The following is a 24,027-nucleotide window of genomic DNA, read 5'->3' as shown; positions in this document are numbered from 1 at the left end:
TCGTTATCGTTTTCAGCTTTATATTACATACTCCAAAAGATGTTGTACCGAATAGCCTCTCTGTTTATAAACTTTTACTTTCCTATTGTCGCTATTGAAGAAGGTGCCTTACATAAGGCACCTTTTAAAATTCTCTCTTCTCGTACAATTTCACTGAAACGAAGACAGATGTTATGAACATACATATTGAACCAATGAATAACAAGCTACTATATAATTGAATTTGTTCTAGGTTGATTCCAAAGAAAATAGAAGAAATGGCCATAGGTGCTATTAGTATAAAAATCGCAATAAAAATAGTTTTTTTATAGGCCAACCAAAACGATATCGGTAAAACAAAGCTTAAATACACTAAAATAAAGCTAATACTAGCAACCATTGTCGTTTCAATAAATTCAAATAGGTTAACCCCATTCTTCATTCCCATCGTAAAACAACCGACCATTACACTTATAAAAAGAATAATAATTGCTACTATATATTTTGCAAATACAATATGTTTTTTCAATATTGGTAAACTATTTACTATAACTTCACTCTCATTTTTACTATCTGCTTCAAATGTTTTTACTGTTGCTCCAATTGTAATAATTACGGACATAATTATGAATAGATTTTCCGTATCTGTTAAGACCATATAAAAGAAAACAGGATACAGTATGTACCAAATTAAAAACTTCCATTGAATGATGAAATCTTTTAAAATTAGTTGCTTCACAATCGCTCCCTCCTTATAAATCACGCTCATTGTATAAGTTAATTGAGAGTAACATGGACATAACATACAAAATAAGAAGCCCTGCTATAAAACAAATATTTACGACTAGACTCGTGCTCAAAGCATTTTCTACATCTAACCAAACGTTACTTACAATCAATCCACTCAAATATCCCAATGCAAGTCCGGCAAACGGAGCAATTTGTTTGGCACTGCTATATCCTACTGAGAATTCAATCGGAAGTACAATTATGCTACAAACAAACCCACCTGTTATACCTCCGAGAATTTCTCCCCACAGCATAAATCCAGTCATATGCTCATTTTGCAACTGTATTAAACCAATCACTAGTGAGAAACATCCACCTAGAGCAACTAAAATACTTACAAATATGTATTTCCCTATGACAAGATCTTTACGGTCAAAAGGTAAACTATTTACTACCAGTTCACTTTTATTTTCCCCCTCATAACTCATTGACAGTATCATGCCAAGAGCAGGTACAAACATACTAAATGTCATCAAAAAACTATCACTACTAAAATCAACAATGAGCAGAAACAAAAAACATATAAGATAAACAAACCCTAACTTTCTTTGCATCATCATATCTTTTAAAACTAATTGCTTGATCATGTATTGCACCTCCTAATATGAAAATGTCCCTTCTATAACTCTGCCTGCTGAAACATTTTCATTGAGAGGAACATTGATATGAATATACTCACTAATACTCCAATACCAAGAACACTCATTGCTTGTGTAGCCTCTTGAGAGTGAAGTACTTTTAACATAATTGTTTTATCACCAAAAATATTGCACATAAGACCAATCATACCTATTAAAGGAAACAGCATAATCAAATTCAAGACTGTAATAACTTTATATCCCCCAATGTAATTAGTCGGTATCGTTACTACACAATAAATCAAAGTTGCTACTATCGCTGAAAACACTGCATATCCAGGCATGACTATATCCCTGCCCAATAAAATATTTCCTAATATTACGACTATAAAAGTTACACTCAAACCAACCATAATAAATAATGTGCTTGAAATATATTTAGCTATAACTATTTCTTTTCTCGTTATAGGCAAACTCACTAATACTTTTTCTGCTTTACTTTTCTCTTCATAATAAAAAGAAATATATATAATCGTACTACATGTTATAAATAATCCTATTGCAATCCCCATTGGTTCGACGGAATCCTTAAAAATAGATAAAATAGGGATTAAAAAATAGAAAGGAAACATCTTCTTCTGTAAAAAAAACTCCTTCAAAATCAACTGTTGCATATGAATTCTCCTCTCTATAAATCACGCGTTTCATAAATTTTAATTGTAAGAAACATAGAAGCGATATAAATACTAACTAATGTAATGAATCCAACTACAAATACACCAATATGTAATGGATTCACAATCCACTCAATGAATGATGCCGTAGCGCTTTCTCCGTCACCAATAAACACTCCAACAATAACACCTATTCCAGCGGCTCCACCTGTAAATATTCCACGTACTATTTTTGATTTTGTCCCATAATAACTCGGGAATAATGCTGTAATATAAACTAAAGAATATACACCACCTCTGACTACTACATACCAAGGAATTTCAATATATAAATTGGGATGATAAACTCCAATATCACCAATGACAGCGATACCTCTTATAAGAAAAACAACTAGCGTAGTAGAAATCATGCCACCTACAATAAATATTACACCCGAAATATATCTAGCAATAATGATATCCTTTCGTCCAACAGGTAAACTATTTATAATAACATCACTTTTATTTTTTTCATCCATCGCTATTAGTATCATAGAAGATGATATCGTTATGAGTAAGCAACTCATTGGAAACAACAATTCACCATCTGGATCTAATCCAAAGAGAACAAGGGGCATAATAAAATACACTAACCACATAACCCGAAAAAAGAACAAATCTTTATAGATTAGCTGACGCATAGGCACTTCTCCCTTTCGCGGTGTAAACGATAATATCATCTAATGTAGGCTTTTCTAGTACAACCTCATTTCCAAACCAGTCAATAATTGCTTGTTTATCCTTCGCTAAACCTTCAAAACCAAATTTATTTTTTCGTAATCCAACAAATAGTTCTTTTCCTTCTCGATCTAATAAATCATTACTTCCTTTTACGATTACGTAGTTCTCCATCAAGTCTTCTTTTTCACCAGTAAATATAATTTCTCCATCGTTGATAAACGTAATATAATCTGCAATGCGCTCTAAATCTGTTGTAATGTGCGTTGAGAATAATACCGATACTTCATCTTCCATTACAATTTCTTGCAACATATCAAGTAATTCACTTCGAACAACTGGATCTAATCCTGCTGTTGGTTCATCCATGATGATAAATTCTGCGTGGTGCGAGAGCGCGATGGCAATCGCAAATTTCATTTTCATTCCTTTTGATAATTCTTTAATTTTTTTATACTTCGGAACTTGCAATCTATGCATATACGATTGATACTGCTCTTCATCCCACTTTTTATATAACGGTACAATAATACGCTTCATTTGCTCACACGTTAAATCTTCGTAATAATGATTTTCATCATATACAAAGCCGATATTTTGCTTTATTTCCTTTTCGGCTTTCTTGTTGTCCTTGCCAAAAATTTTTATATCGCCGCTATCTTTTCTAATTAAATTCATAATCATTTTGATCGTCGTACTTTTCCCGGCCCCGTTCGGTCCGACAAATCCCATAATATATCCGCGTGGTAATGTAAAACTTATATTTTTTACTGCAAAATCTTCATAGCTTTTACATACGTTTTTTAACTCTAACATCTCTTATTCCCCCTCATATAAACACGCAATCATCTGCTGTAATTCTTCAAGTGAAAGCTGTAACGCTTTACTTTCATTTACAATCTCTTCCGCTTTACTTTCCAATAGACGAAGCCTTTGTTCTTTTAATAGTTCATTATTTTTACGTGAAACATAAGTCCCCTTCCCAGCAACAGTTTCTATATATCCTTCTTTCTCAAGCTCCTCGTACGCACGCTTCGTAGTAATTACACTAATCTGTAATTCCTTTGCTAAGCTACGAATAGACGGTAATTGGTCTCCACCCTTTAAACCACCATTTAAAATAAGCTGGCTTAATTGTTTTCTTATTTGTACATAAATAGGGTCTTGGGAAGAATTCGAAATAATAATATTCATGTTTTCCTCCAGTGTGTATATACTGTATATACCTTATATATACAGTATATACACACTATCCTATTTTTGGCAAGAAAAAAAGACCAACATTTTCCTGTTGGTCTTTCGTATATGTATCACTTTTCAAAGCGATCTAACATCTCATCTCTCATTCCGAAACTCACTACCGCAATTCCTACATACATAAACAGAAGGAACGCCGGATGAACTGTGTTGTACCAAGTGCTATCAACAATTAAATAAATCGTTAATGCCACAACAAGAACAAACGCTAAGATAAACATATAAAAGTGTCTTGTACTACCCATGATAAACTCCTCTCTTCTCACTTCACCATTCAACAGTATATTTTATCGAATAATTCGATATGACTCAAGGTTAACTTTCTGTTATGTAATCAAGTTCCACCTTTACAATGTCCTCACATGCTATTGAAATGATCGTTCCTTGCTTATCAATTGCCGTCACTTCTCTATTATCCATTACACGATGCGCTACTCTTTCTAACACTTTTCCTTGGTCTCGATAGCAAAATTCTTTTACATCTTTAATTGTTTCTCCATTTTCTAAATGGTATACCATTCTATAACATCGATATCCCACACTTTCACCCCCGTCTTGCTCGTTTTTTCACATATACATAAAAATGAGTAATTTTTGCCTCATCACATCTTCTTAATTTCAATAAAATTCTAACAAAAATAAATACTTTTATCAAACTGACTTTTTCAACAAAATCACCTATAAAACTGCCTCTTTACACCATTATGAAACAAAAAATATAAATTTTTAACATTTTCTTCACCACTTCTGCATAAAGTGAAACTTTAATCAGTGGGTGTTTTTGTTCATCTCTACTGATTACCAGGCCACAAATTGCGGAACAAATTCTCCATACAAAAAAAAGAACTCGCATATAGCGAGTTCTTCCTTTGTTATTCTAATCAAACTTGTACAGGAGCTGGCTTTTCATAACGTAAAACTGGTTTACGTGCAGCCATCGTTTCGTCTAAACGTTTAATGACTGTTGTATGAGGTGCTTCTTGTACAACTTCTGGATTTTCTTCTACTTCTTTAGCGATTTGAATCATCTTATCAATGAAACCGTCTAATGTTTCTTTTGATTCTGTTTCCGTCGGCTCAATCATAATACATTCTTCCACATTTAATGGGAAGTAAATTGTTGGTGGATGGTAACCGAAATCAAGCAGACGTTTTGCGATATCTAATGTACGTACACCAAGTTTCTTTTGACGACGACCTGATAATACAAACTCATGCTTACAATGTCTATCGAATGGAAGATCATAGAATGGTGCTAATCTTCTCATCATATAGTTCGCATTTAATACCGCATACTCTGTTACTGCACGTAGTCCATCTGGCCCCATAGAACGAATGTATGTGTATGCACGAACGTTAATTCCGAAGTTACCGTAGAATGGTTTTACGCGCCCAATTGCTTCTGGACGATCATAGTTAAAGCGATAGCCATCTTCCGTTTTCTCTAAAATTGGTTTTGGTAAGTACGGAATTAAATCAGCTTTCACACCTACTGGACCAGAACCTGGGCCACCGCCGCCGTGAGGGCCTGTAAATGTTTTATGAAGGTTTAGATGCACAACGTCAAATCCCATATCTCCTGGGCGCGCTTGGCTTAATACCGCATTTAAGTTTGCACCATCATAGTATAATTTACCGCCTGCGTTATGGACGATTTCTGCCATTTCTAAAATATTTTCTTCGAATAAACCTAATGTATTAGGGTTTGTTAACATAAGTGCTGCTGTTTCTTCATTTACAACACGTTTTAAGTCTTCTAAGTCAACAAGACCATGTTCATTTGATTTTACCGTAATTGTTTCAAAACCAGCTACAGTTGCAGATGCTGGATTCGTTCCGTGAGCAGAGTCAGGAACAATTACTTTCGTACGGTTAAAGTCACCATTTGCTTCATGGTATGCACGAATTAACATTAAGCCTGTCCATTCTCCGTGTGCACCAGCTGCTGGTTGTAATGTAACAGTATCCATACCTGTAATTTCAATTAAATGCTCTTGTAAATCGTACATTAATTCCATTGCACCTTGTACTGTCTTTTCATCTTGCAACGGATGAATATTTGCAAATCCTGCGAAACGAGCTACACTCTCATTAATTTTCGGATTATATTTCATCGTACAAGATCCAAGTGGATAGAAACCAGAATCAACACCGTGGTTACGGTTTGAAAGTGCTGTATAGTGGCGCATAATATCAAGTTCAGATACTTCTGGTAGCTCTGCATCTTCTACTCGAATATAATCGCTCTCAAATACATCTTCTAGTTTCACTTCTTCTACATCTAATTTTGGTAGGCTATATCCTATGCGTCCTTCTTTACTTACTTCAAAGATAAGTGCTTGGTCTTGGTTCTTCATTGGATAGCCCCCATTTCGTTTACAAGTGTGTCAATTTCCTCTTTTGTACGAAGCTCAGTTACTGCTACAAGCATATGGTTCTCATGCTCTTTATAATCACGGCCTAGATCGTAACCGCCGATAATATTTTTTTGTAATAATGCATCGTTTACTTCTTTCACTGGACGCTTGCAATCTACAACGAACTCATTGAAGAATGGTCCAGCAAATGTCACAGTGAAGCCTTTCGCTTCAAATTGACGTTTTGCATATTGTGCTTTAGAAATATTTTGACGTGCCATTTCTTTCACACCTTGTTTACCAAGTGCCGTCATTGCAACAGAAGCTGCTAATGCATTTAACGCTTGGTTTGAACAAATGTTAGATGTCGCTTTATCACGACGAATATGCTGTTCACGTGCTTGTAACGTTAATACAAATCCACGTTTACCATCTGAATCTACAGTTTGTCCAACAAGACGTCCTGGAATTTTACGCATGAATGCTTTCGTTGTTGCAAAGTAACCACAGTGTGGTCCACCAAACTGCGTTGGAATACCAAATGGCTGTGCATCACCGATTACAATATCAGCACCAAATTTTCCTGGTGGTGTTAATGCGCCTAATGATAATGGATTTGAAGAAACGATAAATAATGATTTTTGTTGATGAACGATTTTTTCAATATCAGCTAATTTTTCAACTTGTCCGAAGAAGTTTGGATATTGAACGATTACACAAGCAACTGTATCATCTACTTCACTTTGTAATACGTCTAAATCTGTTACACCATCTTTATGATTAATTTCAACAACTTCAAGATGTTGACCTTTTGCATACGTTTCAAGTACAGCTCTTGATTCTGGATGAACTGCGCTAGATACAAGAATTTTCTTTTTACGAGTATGGCCAGCTGCTAGCATTGCCGCTTCAGCTAAAGCTGTACCTCCGTCGTACATAGAAGAGTTTGCTACATCCATTCCTGTTAACTCACAAATCATTGTTTGGAATTCAAAAATTGCTTGTAATTCCCCTTGTGAAATTTCCGGTTGGTATGGCGTGTAAGCTGTATAAAATTCTGAGCGAGAGATAACATGATCTACGATTACTGGAGCGTAATGGTCGTATACGCCTGCTCCTAAGAAAGAAGCATACTCTTTTAAGTTCGCATTTTTACTAGCCATTTGAGATAGCTCTTTTAAAAGCTCTGGCTCTGATTTTGCTTCTTTAATTTTTAAATCCCCTTTAAAACGAACACTCTCTGGAATATCAGAGAATAACTCATCGATCGTTTGAACGCCGATCGTTTGTAACATTTCTTTTTTGTCTTCTTCTGTCATTGGAAGATAACGATGCAACATGAAATCTACCCCTCTCCCCGTTACTTTGAACGTTTATAAAATGGTGTTGGAACAACTACTGCTTTGACGCGTTTATTACGAATTTCAATTTCTACTTCTGTATCAACTGCTGCGTATTTTACATCAATTAGTGCTAAACCAATGCTTTTCTTTAACGTTGGAGATTGTGTACCACTCGTTACTTCCCCGATTTTTTCTTCTCCAATAAATACAGGGTAATGCGTACGAGGAATTCCACGTTCGATTACTTCGATGCCGACTAACTTACGAGGCGCACCGTTTTCTTTTTGCTCTTTTAAAGTCGCTTTCCCAAAGAAGTCTGCTTCTTTATTTGGTTTTACCGCAAAGCCAATTCCAGCTTCAACCGGTGTAATATCTTTTGATAATTCTTGACCGTAAAGTGGTAATGTTGCTTCGAAACGAAGTGTATCACGAGCACCTAAACCACATGGTTTTAAGCCCTCTTCTGCTCCAACTTCAAGAAGTTTCTCCCAAAGTTTTGCAGCATCTTCACTCTTACAGTAAATTTCAAATCCATCTTCACCTGTATAACCTGTACGAGATACAAGTGCTGGAATTCCATCTACAAGAATATCGTTTTTAAATTTAAAGAACTTAATTTCTTTCAAATCTTCTGACACAACTTTTTGTAAAATGCCTTCTGCTTTTGGTCCTTGAATTGCAAGCTGTGCAACTTCACTAGAAACATTGACTACTGTCGCATCGCCAATTACATGGCTAGCTAACCATTCGTAATCTTTCTCGATATTTGATGCGTTGATAACTAATAAATAGTCTTCTTCACCACGTTTGTAGATTAATAAATCATCTACTGTACCACCATTTTCGTAGCACATTGCTGTATATTGTGCGCCCCCTACCTTTAAGGTAGATACGTCATTTGTAACAACACGTTGTAAAAATGCTAAACTATCTACACCTTTTACCTCAACTTCTCCCATGTGAGACACATCGAACAAACCTGCCGCTGTACGTACAGCTTCATGTTCTTCTTTAATGCTTGAAAATTGAACTGGTAACTCCCAACCACCGAAGTCGATTGTTTTCCCACCATACTTCGCGTATACATCAAATAACGGTGTACGTTGTAATGTAATCATGATCTCTCCCCCTTATGCTCTGACAAATCAATAAAAGTTGTTACTCATTTCTAAACATTTTCATTCTAAAAAGATAGGATATACGGAATCTCATTATATTTTTTTATGAAAGCGTAAATAAAAAATCACTTTCTTGGATAAAATACGAAAGATTCCACACATTTCACACCATTATCCTAACATTATTCGCTATATTTCATCAATATTCTAGCATAAAAAATAATTTAGAATTTTTTACGCTTAATCTTATTACATACAGTTTTTAAGATTTAGTCCTTTATCTTTACTTATTGTTTACCTTTCAGTAAGTGTAATAACGCCTTATTACAAGGCTTATATATTAAAGATTTTTTCATAATTACTTTAGTTTATAAAAGGTGGGAGAGTCGTAATGAATGTCGATATTTCCATAGATCGAACGTGGCAAAACAATTTTTTAAATAGAATTGATGAAGATGGTCCTTGGACAAACTGGGATTTATATCATTTAGCTTATGAAACAGAAAAATCATTACTTGTTCCTACTTTTGATGGATTACAAGCACCGAAACATTTATCCCATTTCACACCACTTCCTCATCAATTAGAAGTCGCTCAAAATGTTATTGAACAAATGAATGGTAAAGCGATTCTAGCAGATGAAGTAGGACTTGGAAAAACGATTGAAGCTGGACTTATTTTAAAAGAATATATGGTCCGCGGCCTTGTGAAAAAAGTACTTATACTCGTTCCAGCCTCTCTCGTATCACAATGGGCATACGAATTAAATACAAAGTTTTTCATTCCAGCTGTAGCTCAAAAGAAAAGCTACTCGTGGGAACAAGCCGATGTGATTGTATCATCAATTGATACTGCAAAACGTTCACCACATCGTGATATCGTTTTGAACTTAGAATATGACCTTATTATTATCGATGAAGCACATAAACTTAAAAATAATAAAACAAAAAACTATGAATTTGCACAGCGATTAAAAAAGAAATTTTGTTTATTATTAACCGCTACTCCTGTCCAAAATAAGATTGATGAAATTTTCAACCTGGTTTCTTTATTAAAACCAGGACATTTAGGCAATCAATCCAATTTTGAAGAATATTATGCTTCAAAAAATCGTTCAGCCGAATCTGATGAAGATTTAAAAGCTCTTATTAACAAAGTAATGGTCCGAAATCGGCGTCATAATACCGGGATTGATTGGCCAAAGAGACATGTACGTACAATTTTTGTTGAGTTTAATGAAGAAGAGCAAGCTCTATATAATGATATCGAAAATTGGCGAGGACAAGACGCCTTCACATCTGCTTTCTCATCATTAACTTTAAAACGGGAAGCGTGTAGTAGTCGCGAGGCCGTTTACTATTCATTAAAAAAACATGTAGAAAAACGACAGAAGGAAAATGAGAATTACGTAAAAGATCCGCATATTGATGTGCTAATGGACAAAATTAACCGTATTCCTTTTAACTCAAAAGCAAATAAAGCGCTAGAGCTTATAAAAGAAATTGACGATAAAGTCGTCATTTTCACAGAATACCGAGCGTCACAAATGTACTTACAATGGTTTTTACAACAGCACGGTATTTCTTCTGTCCCATTCCGCGGCGGATTTAAACGGGGCAAGAAAGATTGGATGAAGGAACTTTTCCAAAATCATGCGCAAGTGTTAATCGCAACGGAAGCTGGTGGTGAAGGAATTAACTTACAATTTTGTAGCCATATGATCAATTACGATTTACCATGGAACCCAATGCGCCTTGAACAAAGAATCGGACGTATTCACCGCCTTGGTCAAAAGAATGATGTTCATATTTATAACTTAGCTACAAAACACACTGTTGAAGAACATATTTTGAAACTGTTATATGAAAAAATTAATTTATTTGAGCGTGTGATTGGTGAACTTGATGAAATTTTAACGAGAATTAATATGAAAAACATCGACGCACACATTCAAGAAATATTTGCGCAATCAAAAAGTGAAGGAGAAATTCGAATTAAGATGGAAAACTTAACATCTATTATCGACTTTGCGAAACGAAATGAAGCTGAGGTGCAAGGCTATGCAGCAACATGAAATTCATAATTACTTATACAATTTTTTTGAGGCGAATAACTGTGAAATTTTAGAACGTTCTCCTCATCTATTGGATGTGCAATTAACAATTGAGATGGATAAATTATTAATGAACCGTCCTTTTTATTGGCACTATCTTGAGAAGACAGGAGGCGTACCGAATCCGATGCGCCTTACTCTTATTACAAATCCAGAAAATGAAGAAAACGATGGTGAACTTATTCACTACGGTTCACCACGTCTTCATCAAATTTTTCAAACGACAAAAGAATTAGGCTCTTACATACGCTTATATGAGGAAGTACGGCATAGCGGAGCAACGCATACACCGCTCCATCCGTGGCTCGGTGTAAATATAAAAGTTTCCTATCAATGTGATCGAAAAAAAGATATCCTCCACTCCATTGGCATTCATCTTATTTCTGGCACAATGATTGCAAACTTTCATGAAACATTAACTAAAATTAAACTTACACCGAAAATACCTGACTTTTGTTTTACGCTCTCGCCTATTATTAAACCGCAAAGCGGTTTACAACGTATAGAGGATGCTTTAAAAAATATTATTGCAGAAGATGACCATACGTGGGCGAAAGAAGCAAGAGTGCGCTGGAATCACGATTTGGACCTTTTAAATCGTTTTTATGAAGAAAGTGATGAACTTCCTGAAAGCTATGAAATTGAAAAACAAGCACTGCAAGAACAATATGAACCCCGCATTACAGTACAAATTATTAACGGTGGACTCTTTTATGTTACGGCGAATCATTTTCTAACTTAAAAAGCCCCTTCATTTTTGAAGGAGCTTTTTTGAGTTATCCTCTATCGCCATTACGCTCTTGTTGTTTTTGCTTTGCCATGCGTTTTTGATGCGCACGATCCTTTGCACTCACATGATTAGCATCAGTTGGAAGATTTTCTTTTGAACGACCAATTCCATTGCTCATTATTTCCCCTCCTTTTTATATCTTTCAAAATACACCCTTATTTTCAGCTAGAGACACCATCCTTATACAAAAAAATAAGAGCAGCCGTTAGCTACTCTTACTTCTTACTCACTCACATATTTTTGAAACATATCATGGATGCCTTTATTTACTAGGTTCGAGATCTGCTCGTCAGATTTATTCGGATAACGATCACGCAATCTGATAGATGCCTTCACCATTAAATTTTCTAATACAGAACGGCCGCCTTCTCCATAAATAATTTCAGCATATTCAACAAGCCTTCCATCCTCTACTGTTGCTGGATTATGATTGAAGAAAAATTTACTCATTGCCTCCACCTCTCTCTTTTGATAACGTTTACATTTATATAAATTATTTATGTTATTTATTTCACAATATTGTATGCATGTATATTTAATTAGTTTCATTATAAAACAACATATCGATAGTAAATATGTGATTTTCCGTCCATTTTGTGAACAAACTAAAAATGAAAGCGTTTCCTTTATTATATACTAAAAAAACTTACTACGCTAGGGGCAATTTTTTCAATCTACTAATCATATACTTTTTCTTTTTTCAATAAACCTTATACAATTTTCAGAAATTATATTATAAAATATATGTATGACTTAAGGAGGCTGTATATGAATCAAAATAAAAAAGCTATATTAGATCTTGTCTTTTATCTCGTAATCCCATTCCTCATTTGGAAATTCGCAAAACCTTATATCGATCCGTATTACGCGATGTTACTTTCCTCTGTTCCGGGAATTATTTATACACTGTATACCTTTAAAAAAGAAAAACAGTTTAACGTAACAGGGTTCTTTATTTTAATTACACTCATTTCTAATACAACGGTAGATCTATTATCTGGATCAGCTGAACGAATGTTGTGGAACGATGCGTATTATCACATCGTACTCGGTATTATCGTTATATGTACAATTTTTATAAAAAAACCACTTATGTTATATTTCGCAGCAGATATTGCTGCACTGCAAGGCCATGACCGTGATAAAAGTCGTGAACTGTATCGTGATAGTCGTATCTATCCAGCATTGCAATATTTAACGCTCTTTTTCGGTCTACAATTCATATTAAAAAGCTTCTTAAAAATTTATTTCATCTCTGTTTTCGGTGTAGATGGCTACGGTGAAATGAGAGCAATTATGACCGCTGTTGGATGGGGCATTTCCATTTGTATCGGAATTGGATTTGTCTGGGTGAACAATAAAATACATGCCGTTACAGAAGAAAAAGAGTCTATGCAGTAAATGAAAATCCCCTAGTAGTATGATGCTACTAGGGGATTTTCATTTTGCTACACATATTACGAAATCTTTAACTTGATTTTTTTCTTTTATTTTTTACGTTTTGATAAAACAAAGCAGCACTTAGCGGCATAACACCAAACCACTTATTCATAAATGGCTCTTTTTCAGCACGGCGTTGTTCTTTCTTTTGTTTACGATCTTCTTTTGGAGCATCCATATACGACACAAACTGCTGTGTCACAAAGCGAACATAATCATTAGTAGACATATTATCATCACCTCTACTTGATTAGTATGTCCACTTTTTTATTCATTAATCTTTTCTTTTAATTCATCCATAATTTGCTTTACAGACTTATTCGTCGTATCGATATGAATATGAGCCTCTTCATAATAAGCTCGGCGCAATTCGAATTTCATTACAAATGCATCTATATCTTTCTTCTGAAATAGTGGACGTGTCGTATCTTCACGAAGCCTTTCTGCAATTACATGTGGATCACAATATAAATACACGACAGTTCCATTTTCCTTCATCCACTTTCGGTTTTCCTCTCGCTCAATGATTCCGCCGCCAGTTGTAATGATTACATTTTCAACAGGTAGTGAACGTAACATCTCACTTTCATATTCCCGAAAAGCCATTTCACCTTCTTCGGCAAAAATATCACGAATCTCCTTCTCTTGCTTCTCTTCAATTTTTTGATCTGTATCTATAACATCCATATGAAGTTCTTTACTTAATGCTTTTCCAATTGTTGTTTTCCCAGCTCCCATATAGCCGGTTATGTATATAGATTTCATTTTCGTTCCTCTCAATCGTCATGTATTACTTGTTATTATAACGAAAGATGCTACTTTATTTAATAAAAAAACGTTTTGTTCTTCTTATACACTGAAGAACAAAACGTAACATACTCGCTTTATCTATAAGTACCTCTTCTCACCCACTGTGTTGCAATCCATTTCTCACCTTTCGTTACAGGTGCCCCTCCGTGTAACGTAAGCTCATTTAGTGATTGATCTTGATAGAAATACTCAAAGTATACTGCCATTCCCTTTCTAGGGTGCACAGAAAGATTTAATTTCGGAAAGAAAGTTTCTCCGCCTTCTTCTACATCATTTAAGTACATGACTAGCGTACTAATACGATTATTAGCAGCTGATCTACTATGTTCGGCAAAATAATCATAGTGTGCTTTATATTGTTGATCCACTTCATAATTTAAAATGTGTAATCCTTCTCCATGCGAAACAGGAACATTCATGATAGATGAAATTCGTTTTTCAATCTTCGCAGTAAGTTCATTATCATCTAAAAATGCACCACTACTCGTTCGAATATCATTTACATCACGTGATGAACCAACTTTAGAACGTGCTAATTTATTTTTAGACAATTCAATTAATTCATCGCACTCTTCATCACTTAATACATTTCCTAACACGACAATAAGAGGTTCTTCGAATTTTGAAATAATTTGTATTTCCCTATCTTCCGTCATAATTGCATTTCCTTTATGATCAAAAATAGTTTGTTCCTTATTTTCACCTATTTGATTGTTATTTGTCATTTCCCTATTCTCCCTAAAAATAATGATTGGATAGCATGAATATATCATATTCTTTCTACCTTTCTCTTTTTTAAGAAAATTTAAACTTTTAATTGTTTTATTTATCCATTTCCTTTTAAAAAACAGCCTATTTTCAAATGATAAATCATGGTTTTTTATCCATATATTTCACATACTATCCTTCTATCCAATCAAATATTTTCTCATCTTTTTTTCTATACCGAAAGCTTACTTTATAGAAACCTTCCTGTTTTATTTTGCACTGCAATGAAACGAGAATAACGTCGTTTTCAAATACGTAATTTCCACTCGCTTCGCCCTTTTCATATGAAAAGAAAAAGTATCTTCCTTTTCTTTTTGCCGTAAGTCTTTTTTTATATTTGTAATAGATTGATTTAGTATTTCCTCCAGTACAAACTTTTGCTCTATTTCAATATAAAATTTTTTATCTATAAGCAACATATTCGTTTCGTATATAAAGAACGAAGTTAATAATATAAGAAAAATGATTGTTCCTGGCATCGTAAATCCATCTTGTTTTATCATACATGTATTCCCATTTCGCTATACCTTATAGCTACACCTTCATATTTTTTCCCGCTCCTATCTTTCACATTGATAAAGAGCAAATGAGGTGTTACTTCATACGAAACCATTTCAACATTTTGTAATATAACTTCTCTTCCGCGCATGTTCACTTTTCTTATAAGGTGATTATTCAATTTTTCATACGTCACTTCATCTCCAGTGCGAAGACGGTAGCGCAACATACTCTCTCTATTTTCAGGAACTATTTTTTCCACAAATGATACTTCACGAAACTCTAACTGTACTTGTCCTACAAACACATCCCATTCCCAATTATTTAACCCTTTTGATTGCTTGTTTTCTATTCCAATAAAGCTTAAACGTGGTAAGAGTAAAAAGAAAAGTGATAACAGAAAAAAACATACGATCATTTCAATTAATGTAAATCCAACTTCTAATTCATTTTTTCTCCCGCATAAAAGCATTGTTCCATCATTTTTCCTTTCACATCTTTCCACATCGCACAAACTTCATTTCCTCCCCAATATGTGTAATATACATTTCCATTTATGACTTTTTCTTTCTGTTGTTTTGCCTCATTCTCATACATATATAAAGCTGCTTCTTTTTTTAATAATACAAATGCCTTATAACGAATTTGTATGTTTTTTCGTTCTTGCATAATCAATACTGTTTGCGGAAGTAGTAAAGATACCATCATCATTACTATACTTAATGCTACAAGCATTTCAGCCATCACTGACCCTTTTTGACATTTCACGATACGTAAATCTCCCTCTTCCAAGCTGGAATACAATCTCATATTTATAACTTCGATACGAAAGTAAAATCGTGCCACCTCTATTAATATTCCCACTCGGATTATATGTCATCGGATTTGGAAAAGTATTCAAATCCAATTGTATATCACTATCATATTCTCTTTTAATGATAGAATGATCCGTACTCGATTCCCCTATATAATACATATGTCTATCTTTATGCCATCGTAATGTATAGTGTTTTTGACGGTTTATAGCTAATTGTTGCATATACAAAATATCATTTGAAAACTGTCTTAAAAATTGTTCGATTTTTTGTTTTTCGTATAATGAATGTACATGAAAATACGTGACCGTACTTAATACAGAAATGGCAAATAAAACGAGTAGCATTTCTAAAAGTGTAAAACCTTTTTGCTTCACAGTTTCCCACTTGTTACCGTGCCATCATTGGAAATATGAATAGCTTCACCATTCGGACACTCATCCTTTGTAATATATTTCCCATCAATTAGCTCTTTTAGCGAGGGAATTTTATTATGTTGTAGTTGATATACTTGTATTTGCGCTTCTATAGATTTCACATAGGCTTTACATCCTTTTCCTTCGACGGATGAGCGCTGCGTAACTACATTGGGAATAATTAATAGTAATAATACAGTGATGACGACCATAACTAATAACATTTCTAAAAGGGTAAACCCTTCCTCATTCTGCATGTAAATGCCTCCTATATAGAATTCATCATTTGAAACATTGGCATAATCATCGCTAAATACATAAGAACAACTATTGCTCCAATACACGTAAATAAAATCGGTTGAATAATCACTAACATACGTTTAATTTTTTGCTCCATCTTTTCCATAATCAGATCACTATAATCACCTAATTCAATCGCCAAATTACCGTTTGCTTGACCATGTGTAATAATATAAGAAAGTTCTTCCTCATAATATCCGCTTTTAGCAATAATAGATTGCAACGGTTCTCCCGCAATTAATTGGTGTTTAACTCGGCCCGCTTCATACTGAAAGAACGGCTGATACTTTTGCTCCATCATTATTGTTAGAGCCTCAAGTACTGATAGTCCTCCGTGTAATAAGCCGCTCAATTGAGTAGCGAAATAATGCGAATGCTTTAAAATAAGAAATGTTTTTACAAGGGGGATACGAAGCATAATTTTTATCTGCTTCATATGCGGGAGTTTCCGAAAGTACAATATATATACACTACAACCCACCATAACAATAAAAATAGTGCTAAAAATAAGATAGGGTAGTAGCTTAATTGTACTTAATATTTGTTCTGTGAATAACGGTGCTGTAGAACCAAATGAACTATATACCATGTCAACTTGTGGTAATAAAATGCGGTTAAAAATCAAAATCATGATTATTAAAAAGAACGCCAAAAACATAGGATACTGCATTATTTTCATCATATCTTTCCTATACTTATCCTTTTTATAAAGAAGTGCACTCCCTTGTTGCAACGCAAAAGAAATATCACCATGTTGCTCGGCATAAAATAAATAGCTTAACATCTCCTGATGAAACTTTAATTGATGAAAAGAATCGTGTAGATTTTTTCCATTTTTTAATCCATCAATCATGCGCTGCAATTGTACTTTCTTTTCTAAAGGTAATTGAAACCGTAAAAATTCTAGTGCCTGCAAAAGAGAGTATCCTTTTTCTAATAGTTCTCCTAATCGTTTCAGTAATATTACTTGATCACTTAAACTCCATATTTTCTTAAACATAAACATCCTCTTCTAAAAATCCTAAAGCGTATCCTTTTCGCAACGAAGACTCTAATGTCTCATGCTTGTACGTGACACATTCCCCGTTTGCTTCTTTAATCGCTTGTTTTAACTCATATCCATATAACAACTCATAAATACTCGCTTGCCTTACTTGCCTCATTGATTTACATACAGTTGAGCACTTTCTTTTACAAAACGGACACTTCAATTCAACAAGTCGCTGTGCAGCTATAGCCAATAAAGATTGTTCAATCTCTTGCCTTGTTATGCCAAAGTCCATAAACCGAAGTATTGCTCCTTTCGCATCATTCGTATGCAGTGTCGTCATTACTAAATGACCAGTCAAACTTGCTCTTATAGCGATTTTTGCTGTTTCTTCATCACGAATTTCACCCACTAAAATAACATCTGGATCATGACGCAAAATAGCCTTTAGTCCCGCCTCATATGTGATACCTGCTTTTTCATTTATTTGAATTTGTAATACATCGTCATTTCTTTTTTCAACTGGATCTTCCAGTGTAACGATGCGGCGTGTTTTCTTTTTTCTAATTACCTCTAATAATGCATACATTGTTGTTGTCTTCCCCGATCCAGTCGGTCCAGTAAATACGAGTAACCCATGGGAATAATGTAAAAAAGAAAGTAGTTTCTTCGCTGTACTTGGAAATAACGAAAGATGAGATAACGGCTGAATAGATGCTTGTAAATGAAGACGAATAACGAGACTTTCTTGATATACAGTTGGAAGCGTGGAAAGACGTAAATACACTTCCTGTCCATCCATTTGTAAATACAGTGAACCATTTTGTGGCTTCCGCCTCTCCCCTATATCCATGGATGCTAAAAATTTAAAGTGTGAAACAAGTTTTTCTCCAAACTCCTTTTCAATGCATTGTTTCGTCATTAAATCTTTTCCTATACGCAGTTGAACCACTACATCCTTCTGTCGGGGCACAATATGTAAGTCCGACGCTTGTACCCTGCACGCTTCTTTCAAAATCGTATTCGCAAAGCTTTCAATTCCATTCATCATTTTCCCTCCCCACTATGTATATAGCATGAAAAAATTCATAAGAAAAATCGGTATTTTTGTATTTTCACTAGATTAAAAAGGAAAAATATGTTTGTGAAATTATGAACAATTTCCGAATTATTGTCTGAAATTACCTATACTCATGTTTATCTGTATTATAATGTTATTATCTTGGATAAAGTGATAAAGGTGGAGATCCTCATGGAACAAGCTTTAAAAATTACTGGTGTATTATCTGACCCAACTCGTTATTACATTTATAAATATATTTCTCAAAAACATAGTTACGTAACTGTACAAGAAATTGCAGATGAGTTTGAAATTCATCCAAACGTAGCGCGTTTACATTTATCTAAATTAGAAGATGTTCATATGCTGAAATCCGAAACGAAGAAAACTGGAAAAGGCGGACGACCAAGCAGATTATATGTATTATCTGAAGATGTTATCCAATTACAATTCCCATTCCGTGACTATCAATTGTTAGCAAGAATTGCGTTTAATTCTTTACTTAGCCTTGGTGCTGCTGGTGAAAAAGCGCTCTACGAAACAGGGAAACAATTCGGGGCCGAATTAATGCAACAACATATGCAGCGTTTAAATGTGAGTGAAGATGCCTTAACAGTTGAACAAAAAATTCAAATTGCAAAAGAAGCCTTTTCAACAGCTGGCTTATCACCTGCATTTGAATTAAGTGCAGATGGAACGAAAATTTTCTATGATGTACACAATTGTCCATTTAAAGAAGTTGCTGTCCATCACCCAACTGAAATTTGTAATATGCACGGAGATATGATGAAAGGGATTTTTGAAATCCTATTCCCTAACACGGAATTAACACGAAACGATAGTTTACTAGATGGATGTAAATCTTGTAATTATAAACTAACAATTTAATCTCTCATATAAAAAGAAGCCAATTATAATTGGCTTCTTTTTATATGAACGAATATTTACAATAGTAAGAAAAATAAACTATAATGAAGTGAGGTTTACTTTTTTTAGAAAAGGAGGGAGATGGCATGGAGCGCATGTTTCGCGTTCTCGGCTTTTGGACTGGAATTTTCTCGGTTATGTTTTACGTAGGGGATATGCAACAGGCCGCACTACTATTTTTAGGACAAACAGGATTCTTCGTACTTTTAAGCTATTTAAATTTAACAGAGCGTATGTATATATACGTATTTGGGGCATATTTAACTGTTTTCTTCATAGGATTTACATACTACACGACATTTTTACTTGTCCCTGGGGCTGGACATTAAAAGATGGCATTTTGCCATCTTTTTTTTAATTCCGGAATTCCCTAGTTGACTTATAGGTTTTATTGATTTATATTCTATATAACAGATTGGAATTAGGGGGAATCATCATGAATACACTGCTTGTCGGAATTAACGTTGCAGTCATGCTCATTTTAGTTGGCGTATTATATTATATGCAACGTAAGCATGTATCTTTTAATAAACGTGTATTTACCGCTTTAGGAGTCGGAATTATCTTCGGTCTTATATTACAATTTATTTATGAGCCAACTTCTAAAGTAATTATTGAATCAAATACTTGGTTTGGCTTAATCGGTAACGGTTATGTGAAGTTACTTCAAATGATCGTTATGCCACTTATTTTAGTATCTATTATTTCAGCATTTACAAAATTACAGTTAACGAAAAACCTTGGTAAAATTAGTGGTCTTATTATCGGAATTTTAATTCTGACTACAGGAATTGCTGCAGCTGTCGGTATCGCTGCAAGTGCAGGATTTGATGTATCTGCAACTGGTCTGCAACAAGGTGATGCAGAATCTGCTCGTCTGAAGCTAGTTGAAGAAAGATTTACTTCTATTGAGAAGACAACAATTCCAGATAAATTATTAGAGCTGTTACCTACAAATCCATTTCTTGATTTAACAGGTGCTCGTCCAACTTCAACAATTTCTGTTGTAATATTTGCAGCCTTTATCGGCATCGCCTTTATAGGTGTAAAACGAAAATATCCAGAACAAGCAGAGCTATTTAAGAAAATGCTTGATGCTGTATATGCAATTGTAATGCGTATGGTAACATTAATTTTACGTCTTACTCCATACGGCGTATTAGCTCTTATGGCAAAAACAGTTGCTGGTAGCGACATAAATGCTATTTTAAAACTTGGTAACTTCGTGTTAGCGTCTTACGTGGCACTTATCGTAATGTTCGTTATCCACTTATTATTAATTGCTCTATCTGGTTTAAATCCAATTCAATATTTGAAAAAGGTGTTCCCTGTATTAACATTTGCATTCACATCTCGCTCTAGTGCTGGTGCAATGCCATTAAATATTGAAGCTCAAAAAGAAAAACTTGGTATTTCTGAAGGGATTGCAAACTTCGCAGCATCATTTGGAGTATCTATCGGACAAAACGGTTGCGCAGGTATTTATCCAGCAATGCTTGCAATGATGGTCGCTCCAACTGTAGGAATTGATCCATTACAACCACAATTTATTTTAACTTTAATCGCTGTCGTTGCTATTAGCTCATTCGGTGTTGCCGGCGTTGGTGGCGGTGCAACATTCGCAGCGTTAATCGTACTATCTACAATGAACTTACCAATCGGTATTGTTGCTCTTGTTATCTCAGTTGAACCATTAATCGATATGGGGCGTACAGCTCTTAACGTAAGTGGTTCTATGACAGCAGGTCTTATTTCTAGTAAATGGCTTGGTGAATTAGATCAAGATACGTACAATCAAGATGATACAAAAACTGGTGAAATTGCTTCATAATAAAAAGGGACGCTAACAAAAATGTTAGCGTCCCTTTTTATTTCTTTTCATCTTCCTCTTTATCTTTTATACATAAGGCATAACATATTGTTTCAAACACTATGTACAGATATAAAGAAATTACACCGTTTTTCATTTTTTTAATAACTATTAATTATAAACTACAGATTAACTATTATTCCTCACCTGCAAACTGTAAAAATTCTTCCAACCGCTCCTTTAACTCCTCCTCTATCTCACAATAAGATTCATCAACAAGTTCACCACTTAACTTACTTCCCCAAAACCTTATTTGAAGCGGTACTCCTAAAAAATAACTACAACATTCCCAGATAGGAACTGTATAAAATTCAATCATCTTTCCTTCTTCATCTAATACAGCTATCGAAATTGATGAAGAATATCCTGTTTCAAAAGGATTTTCTTTATCTCTGATGAGTTCTATAAATAATTCCATGTTTTTTTCTATGTACAAATGTGAATAATCTTTAAATAGATTAAATGCTATTCTCTCTATTTCCTTCTCCATGCATTGAATGTTCTCTTTTAACTCCAATGTAAAATCTCGTTCTGTATACTTCATCTCCGTCTCCTTACACATAGAAAAAGAGAATACAATAACATATTCTCTTTCCTCACATATACTTCATTATCTCACAGCCCGTCCTTTTCACAAATAACCATTTTGTTCGCACCATTTATGAAATTGTCCTACGTCTACTCCAACTAACACGATATCCTTTAGCTCTACATCAATGATTTGTTCTCCAATTACAATAGCAAACTGCGATTCTAATTTTGTCTCGTTTTTCTTTACAATTCCAATTCGGTTCCGATGCGGTCCATCTTTTATATATGCTTTTTGTCCTACAATATCAAAGTTCAAGATCTTCACCTCTTTTACTGCGCTCAAATTGGAAATACGATCTCCACCTCGGAAAATTTCCTTTCATTGCACTATTTCTCTATATATATGACGAAACAATAAAAGAGTCCTTCCTTCTTTACAATTATTTTTTCTTTGTTTCATTTTTGTGATTGAAACGTAAAGTTTATAATAAAATACACTTGGAAGCGCTTTCTATGTAATTTTTTATGTTATAATGTATAAGTAGAACTTCGTAAAGAGGGTTAAAAAAAATGAATACAAAAATGATAAAAAAAGTAATTGAAGCATTAAAAGTATATGGATTTCAAGATGTATCATTCTGTGACAAAACGAAGCAATTTTTATTTCATAACGAAACAGATATTATGAGCGGCTATGCAGAAATAACATATAGTAGTCAATTTGAAAAATTCAACGTACAAATTCATCCTATTGAAACGCATCACCAAGCAGAGTTACAAGAGGTTGAAAGACATATACAAGCCTGTATAAGAAAAGTGGAATATTTAAACGCACTTCTTAGCGGACAAACGAAACTAGATGATAAAATTATTATAATGTAAAAAAAGAACGTGATAGTCTCACGTTCTTTTTTTACATTATACATTCATCTTTTCTTTCAGTTGTAATCCTGTAATAGACTCTAATACATCCATTGCTTCTCCAAATGTCATGTCAAAAATTGTTTTATCTTCTATGTATGGAAATTGTCTGAAACGCTTTTCTAACATTTTCACAGCATCCGACGTAAAGTGTGCACTATCGATGCCAAATTCTGTTTCAAGAAGAACGATCCAATCTAACACATGAAAACCTAATCCATTTACAAATGAAATAAGTTTTTCTTCTGACTGTGAAGATAAGAATACGTGTCGTTCCATCTCACTAAAAAGTTCTTCTCCTAAAATATGAGCTAATTCATCATCATGTTCGCGGTCAATGATTTCTTCATAACCATAATCATCTACAAGTTCCTCAACTTCTTCACTATCTGCAAAAAGTAATTGGCTAAGAAGTGCCTCTTTCTTAAATTCACTTTTTTGTACGACTTCTAAAAAGCTCGTTTCCCATCCATTTTCTAATTTCATATTATGTACTCCTTTATATATGTTTCTTATCATCACTGTACCCAAAAGATCACTTTTATAACCTTTTAGGTAGTTATTATTATTTCACATGATTCATAACATAAGATGCAAATTCTGCTGCATCTCCTTCAAAAAAAATCCCCATCTTTAAAACTTATTTGCGTTTAAATGATGGGATGCCTCATGGTCTTCTTTTATTTTTTGTTTTTTATAACTTTCATCAGCTAACATTTCTAGTTCAGCTGTTATTTCTGATTTTTCAAGCTCTCTTTCTTGCGAAAATTTCCTTGAAATATAAACAATAACACTACCAACGTACAACACAAAGCATATAATAAGTGCAGTATTTTCATAGAGACTTAGCTCCAACACAGTCACTCCTAATCCATTCGTATTTTCACGCTTCATTAATTGGAATTTCCCTACTAATCCATTTGCTATTGTAACATAAAAACACCGTTTCTTGGAATCTTTCATCCTAC

34 protein-coding genes and 1 pseudogene are annotated in these 24,027 nt (G+C 34.2%); 8 read left to right on the top strand and 27 right to left on the bottom strand.

The annotated features are described in order from the left end of the window. Window positions 1–124 precede the first annotated feature (124 nt). From QCI73_RS06480 to gcvT, 11 genes are all read right to left on the bottom strand, one after another. A complete protein-coding gene (locus tag QCI73_RS06480; protein ID WP_353824093.1) occupies window positions 125–721 on the bottom strand; it encodes an ABC-2 transporter permease in 597 nt (198 codons plus the stop codon). Window positions 722–731: 10 nt separating this feature from the next. Then, the gene (locus QCI73_RS06475) at window positions 732–1,355 is read right to left on the bottom strand and encodes an ABC-2 transporter permease (RefSeq protein ID WP_353822666.1); all 624 of its coding nucleotides are present in this window, start codon (window positions 1,353–1,355) and stop codon (window positions 732–734) included. A gap of 32 nt (window positions 1,356–1,387) precedes the next feature. Continuing rightward, window positions 1,388–2,020, bottom strand: a complete 633-nt coding sequence (locus QCI73_RS06470; RefSeq protein ID WP_353822665.1) for an ABC-2 transporter permease — start codon at window positions 2,018–2,020, stop codon at window positions 1,388–1,390. A gap of 14 nt (window positions 2,021–2,034) precedes the next feature. Continuing rightward, complete coding sequence (locus QCI73_RS06465) at window positions 2,035–2,700, bottom strand: ABC-2 transporter permease (protein WP_353822664.1); 666 nt, start codon at window positions 2,698–2,700, stop codon at window positions 2,035–2,037. Beyond that, complete coding sequence (locus QCI73_RS06460) at window positions 2,681–3,553, bottom strand: ABC transporter ATP-binding protein (RefSeq protein WP_353822663.1); 873 nt, start codon at window positions 3,551–3,553, stop codon at window positions 2,681–2,683. Before QCI73_RS06460 ends, QCI73_RS06465 begins: the two co-directional genes overlap by 20 nt. A gap of 3 nt (window positions 3,554–3,556) precedes the next feature. Further along, the gene (locus tag QCI73_RS06455; RefSeq protein WP_001021352.1) at window positions 3,557–3,931 is read right to left on the bottom strand and encodes a GntR family transcriptional regulator; all 375 of its coding nucleotides are present in this window, start codon (window positions 3,929–3,931) and stop codon (window positions 3,557–3,559) included. Between the two features lie 116 nt (window positions 3,932–4,047). After that, on the bottom strand, window positions 4,048–4,239 hold the full coding sequence (locus tag QCI73_RS06450) for a hypothetical protein (protein WP_000535935.1): 192 nt from the start codon (window positions 4,237–4,239) through the stop codon (window positions 4,048–4,050). 70 nt (window positions 4,240–4,309) lie between these two features. Beyond that, window positions 4,310–4,513, bottom strand: a complete 204-nt coding sequence (locus tag QCI73_RS06445) for a DUF3929 family protein (RefSeq protein ID WP_000262495.1) — start codon at window positions 4,511–4,513, stop codon at window positions 4,310–4,312. A 362-nt stretch (window positions 4,514–4,875) separates the two neighbouring features. Next, window positions 4,876–6,351 (bottom strand): aminomethyl-transferring glycine dehydrogenase subunit 2, encoded by a 1,476-nt coding sequence (gene gcvPB / locus QCI73_RS06440; protein ID WP_000795696.1) that lies wholly within the window; start codon window positions 6,349–6,351, stop codon window positions 4,876–4,878. After that, entirely contained in the window at window positions 6,348–7,691 is a 1,344-nt protein-coding gene (gene gcvPA, locus QCI73_RS06435) for an aminomethyl-transferring glycine dehydrogenase subunit 1 (RefSeq protein ID WP_000903231.1), read from the bottom strand. The genes gcvPB and gcvPA overlap by 4 nt, the downstream gene beginning before the upstream one ends. A gap of 20 nt (window positions 7,692–7,711) precedes the next feature. After that, the gene (gene gcvT / locus QCI73_RS06430) at window positions 7,712–8,812 is read right to left on the bottom strand and encodes a glycine cleavage system aminomethyltransferase GcvT (protein ID WP_000631772.1); all 1,101 of its coding nucleotides are present in this window, start codon (window positions 8,810–8,812) and stop codon (window positions 7,712–7,714) included. A gap of 391 nt (window positions 8,813–9,203) precedes the next feature. On the opposite strand from gcvT, the gene QCI73_RS06425 reads away from it, so the two are divergent. Both QCI73_RS06425 and QCI73_RS06420 read left to right on the top strand, forming a co-directional pair. Beyond that, window positions 9,204–10,886 (top strand): DEAD/DEAH box helicase, encoded by a 1,683-nt coding sequence (locus QCI73_RS06425; protein ID WP_001100019.1) that lies wholly within the window; start codon window positions 9,204–9,206, stop codon window positions 10,884–10,886. Beyond that, entirely contained in the window at window positions 10,873–11,667 is a 795-nt protein-coding gene (locus QCI73_RS06420) for a YqhG family protein (RefSeq protein ID WP_001183969.1), read from the top strand. The genes QCI73_RS06425 and QCI73_RS06420 overlap by 14 nt, the downstream gene beginning before the upstream one ends. A 34-nt stretch (window positions 11,668–11,701) precedes the next feature. On the opposite strand, the gene QCI73_RS06415 is transcribed toward QCI73_RS06420, so the two are convergent. Together QCI73_RS06415 and QCI73_RS06410 are read right to left on the bottom strand one after the other, a co-directional pair. Then, the gene (locus tag QCI73_RS06415; RefSeq protein ID WP_000064661.1) at window positions 11,702–11,833 is read right to left on the bottom strand and encodes a hypothetical protein; all 132 of its coding nucleotides are present in this window, start codon (window positions 11,831–11,833) and stop codon (window positions 11,702–11,704) included. 104 nt (window positions 11,834–11,937) lie between these two features. Further along, the gene (locus QCI73_RS06410) at window positions 11,938–12,165 is read right to left on the bottom strand and encodes a hypothetical protein (protein ID WP_000032699.1); all 228 of its coding nucleotides are present in this window, start codon (window positions 12,163–12,165) and stop codon (window positions 11,938–11,940) included. A 73-nt stretch (window positions 12,166–12,238) separates the two neighbouring features. Between QCI73_RS06410 and QCI73_RS06405 the strand changes: the two genes are divergently transcribed. Both QCI73_RS06405 and QCI73_RS06400 read left to right on the top strand, forming a co-directional pair. Continuing rightward, window positions 12,239–12,355 carry a hypothetical protein gene (locus tag QCI73_RS06405; protein WP_003279814.1) on the top strand — a complete coding sequence of 39 codons (117 nt, stop codon included), beginning with the start codon at window positions 12,239–12,241 and terminating at the stop codon, window positions 12,353–12,355. A 128-nt stretch (window positions 12,356–12,483) separates the two neighbouring features. After that, window positions 12,484–13,116 (top strand): VC0807 family protein, encoded by a 633-nt coding sequence (locus tag QCI73_RS06400; RefSeq protein WP_001073109.1) that lies wholly within the window; start codon window positions 12,484–12,486, stop codon window positions 13,114–13,116. Window positions 13,117–13,183: 67 nt separating this feature from the next. On the opposite strand, the gene QCI73_RS06395 is transcribed toward QCI73_RS06400, so the two are convergent. The 10 genes and pseudogenes from QCI73_RS06395 to comGA form a co-directional block, all read right to left on the bottom strand. After that, complete coding sequence (locus QCI73_RS06395; RefSeq protein WP_000106079.1) at window positions 13,184–13,384, bottom strand: YqzE family protein; 201 nt, start codon at window positions 13,382–13,384, stop codon at window positions 13,184–13,186. Window positions 13,385–13,422: 38 nt separating this feature from the next. Next, the gene (gene aroK, locus QCI73_RS06390) at window positions 13,423–13,920 is read right to left on the bottom strand and encodes a shikimate kinase AroK (protein ID WP_000836625.1); all 498 of its coding nucleotides are present in this window, start codon (window positions 13,918–13,920) and stop codon (window positions 13,423–13,425) included. Window positions 13,921–14,039: 119 nt separating this feature from the next. After that, window positions 14,040–14,690 carry a 2OG-Fe(II) oxygenase gene (locus QCI73_RS06385; RefSeq protein WP_061132206.1) on the bottom strand — a complete coding sequence of 217 codons (651 nt, stop codon included), beginning with the start codon at window positions 14,688–14,690 and terminating at the stop codon, window positions 14,040–14,042. Between the two features lie 175 nt (window positions 14,691–14,865). Next, window positions 14,866–15,236, bottom strand: a pseudogene (gene comGG, locus QCI73_RS06380) (competence type IV pilus minor pilin ComGG). Then, on the bottom strand, window positions 15,233–15,703 hold the full coding sequence (gene comGF / locus QCI73_RS06375; protein ID WP_353824092.1) for a competence type IV pilus minor pilin ComGF: 471 nt from the start codon (window positions 15,701–15,703) through the stop codon (window positions 15,233–15,235). Before comGF ends, comGG begins: the two are co-directional and overlap by 4 nt. Then, window positions 15,673–15,975, bottom strand: a complete 303-nt coding sequence (comGE, locus tag QCI73_RS06370; RefSeq protein WP_000829518.1) for a competence type IV pilus minor pilin ComGE — start codon at window positions 15,973–15,975, stop codon at window positions 15,673–15,675. Before comGE ends, comGF begins: the two co-directional genes overlap by 31 nt. After that, window positions 15,968–16,423, bottom strand: coding sequence for a comG operon protein ComGD (comGD, locus tag QCI73_RS06365; protein WP_327922502.1), 456 nt, complete (start codon window positions 16,421–16,423; stop codon window positions 15,968–15,970). Before comGD ends, comGE begins: the two co-directional genes overlap by 8 nt. Beyond that, window positions 16,420–16,719 (bottom strand): competence type IV pilus major pilin ComGC, encoded by a 300-nt coding sequence (gene comGC / locus QCI73_RS06360; protein WP_001178694.1) that lies wholly within the window; start codon window positions 16,717–16,719, stop codon window positions 16,420–16,422. The genes comGD and comGC overlap by 4 nt, the downstream gene beginning before the upstream one ends. An 11-nt stretch (window positions 16,720–16,730) precedes the next feature. Continuing rightward, a complete protein-coding gene (gene comGB / locus QCI73_RS06355; protein ID WP_353822662.1) occupies window positions 16,731–17,762 on the bottom strand; it encodes a competence type IV pilus assembly protein ComGB in 1,032 nt (343 codons plus the stop codon). Next, window positions 17,755–18,798 carry a competence protein ComGA gene (gene comGA / locus QCI73_RS06350; RefSeq protein ID WP_316149267.1) on the bottom strand — a complete coding sequence of 348 codons (1,044 nt, stop codon included), beginning with the start codon at window positions 18,796–18,798 and terminating at the stop codon, window positions 17,755–17,757. Before comGA ends, comGB begins: the two co-directional genes overlap by 8 nt. A 204-nt stretch (window positions 18,799–19,002) precedes the next feature. Between comGA and QCI73_RS06345 the strand changes: the two genes are divergently transcribed. The 3 genes from QCI73_RS06345 (at window position 19,003) to QCI73_RS06335 (ending at window position 21,568) form a co-directional block, all read left to right on the top strand. Next, entirely contained in the window at window positions 19,003–19,698 is a 696-nt protein-coding gene (locus QCI73_RS06345; protein WP_029439920.1) for a helix-turn-helix transcriptional regulator, read from the top strand. A 125-nt stretch (window positions 19,699–19,823) separates the two neighbouring features. Next, entirely contained in the window at window positions 19,824–20,066 is a 243-nt protein-coding gene (locus tag QCI73_RS06340; protein ID WP_000440719.1) for a DUF2626 domain-containing protein, read from the top strand. A gap of 107 nt (window positions 20,067–20,173) precedes the next feature. Further along, window positions 20,174–21,568 carry an L-cystine transporter gene (locus QCI73_RS06335; RefSeq protein WP_001094339.1) on the top strand — a complete coding sequence of 465 codons (1,395 nt, stop codon included), beginning with the start codon at window positions 20,174–20,176 and terminating at the stop codon, window positions 21,566–21,568. 175 nt (window positions 21,569–21,743) lie between these two features. Here the strand turns inward: QCI73_RS06335 and QCI73_RS06330 are convergent, their stop codons facing one another. After that, window positions 21,744–22,151, bottom strand: coding sequence for a hypothetical protein (locus tag QCI73_RS06330; protein WP_353822661.1), 408 nt, complete (start codon window positions 22,149–22,151; stop codon window positions 21,744–21,746). Between the two features lie 87 nt (window positions 22,152–22,238). After that, window positions 22,239–22,454 (bottom strand): DUF3912 family protein, encoded by a 216-nt coding sequence (locus tag QCI73_RS06325; protein WP_001008330.1) that lies wholly within the window; start codon window positions 22,452–22,454, stop codon window positions 22,239–22,241. A 254-nt stretch (window positions 22,455–22,708) separates the two neighbouring features. Between QCI73_RS06325 and QCI73_RS06320 the strand changes: the two genes are divergently transcribed. Continuing rightward, complete coding sequence (locus QCI73_RS06320) at window positions 22,709–23,020, top strand: hypothetical protein (RefSeq protein ID WP_001093238.1); 312 nt, start codon at window positions 22,709–22,711, stop codon at window positions 23,018–23,020. A gap of 36 nt (window positions 23,021–23,056) precedes the next feature. On the opposite strand, the gene QCI73_RS06315 is transcribed toward QCI73_RS06320, so the two are convergent. Further along, on the bottom strand, window positions 23,057–23,545 hold the full coding sequence (locus QCI73_RS06315) for a hypothetical protein (RefSeq protein ID WP_353822660.1): 489 nt from the start codon (window positions 23,543–23,545) through the stop codon (window positions 23,057–23,059). Between the two features lie 147 nt (window positions 23,546–23,692). Further along, window positions 23,693–23,953, bottom strand: a complete 261-nt coding sequence (locus QCI73_RS06310) for a DUF3966 domain-containing protein (RefSeq protein ID WP_000817964.1) — start codon at window positions 23,951–23,953, stop codon at window positions 23,693–23,695. Window positions 23,954–24,027: the final 74 nt, after the last annotated feature.

This window comes from Bacillus cereus group sp. MG16 (genome assembly GCF_040459875.1).
GTDB lineage: Bacteria > Bacillota > Bacilli > Bacillales > Bacillaceae_G > Bacillus_A > Bacillus_A paranthracis.
The sequence above is the reverse complement of the archived record's forward strand: the minus strand, read 5'-3'. Positions and strand labels throughout refer to the sequence as shown.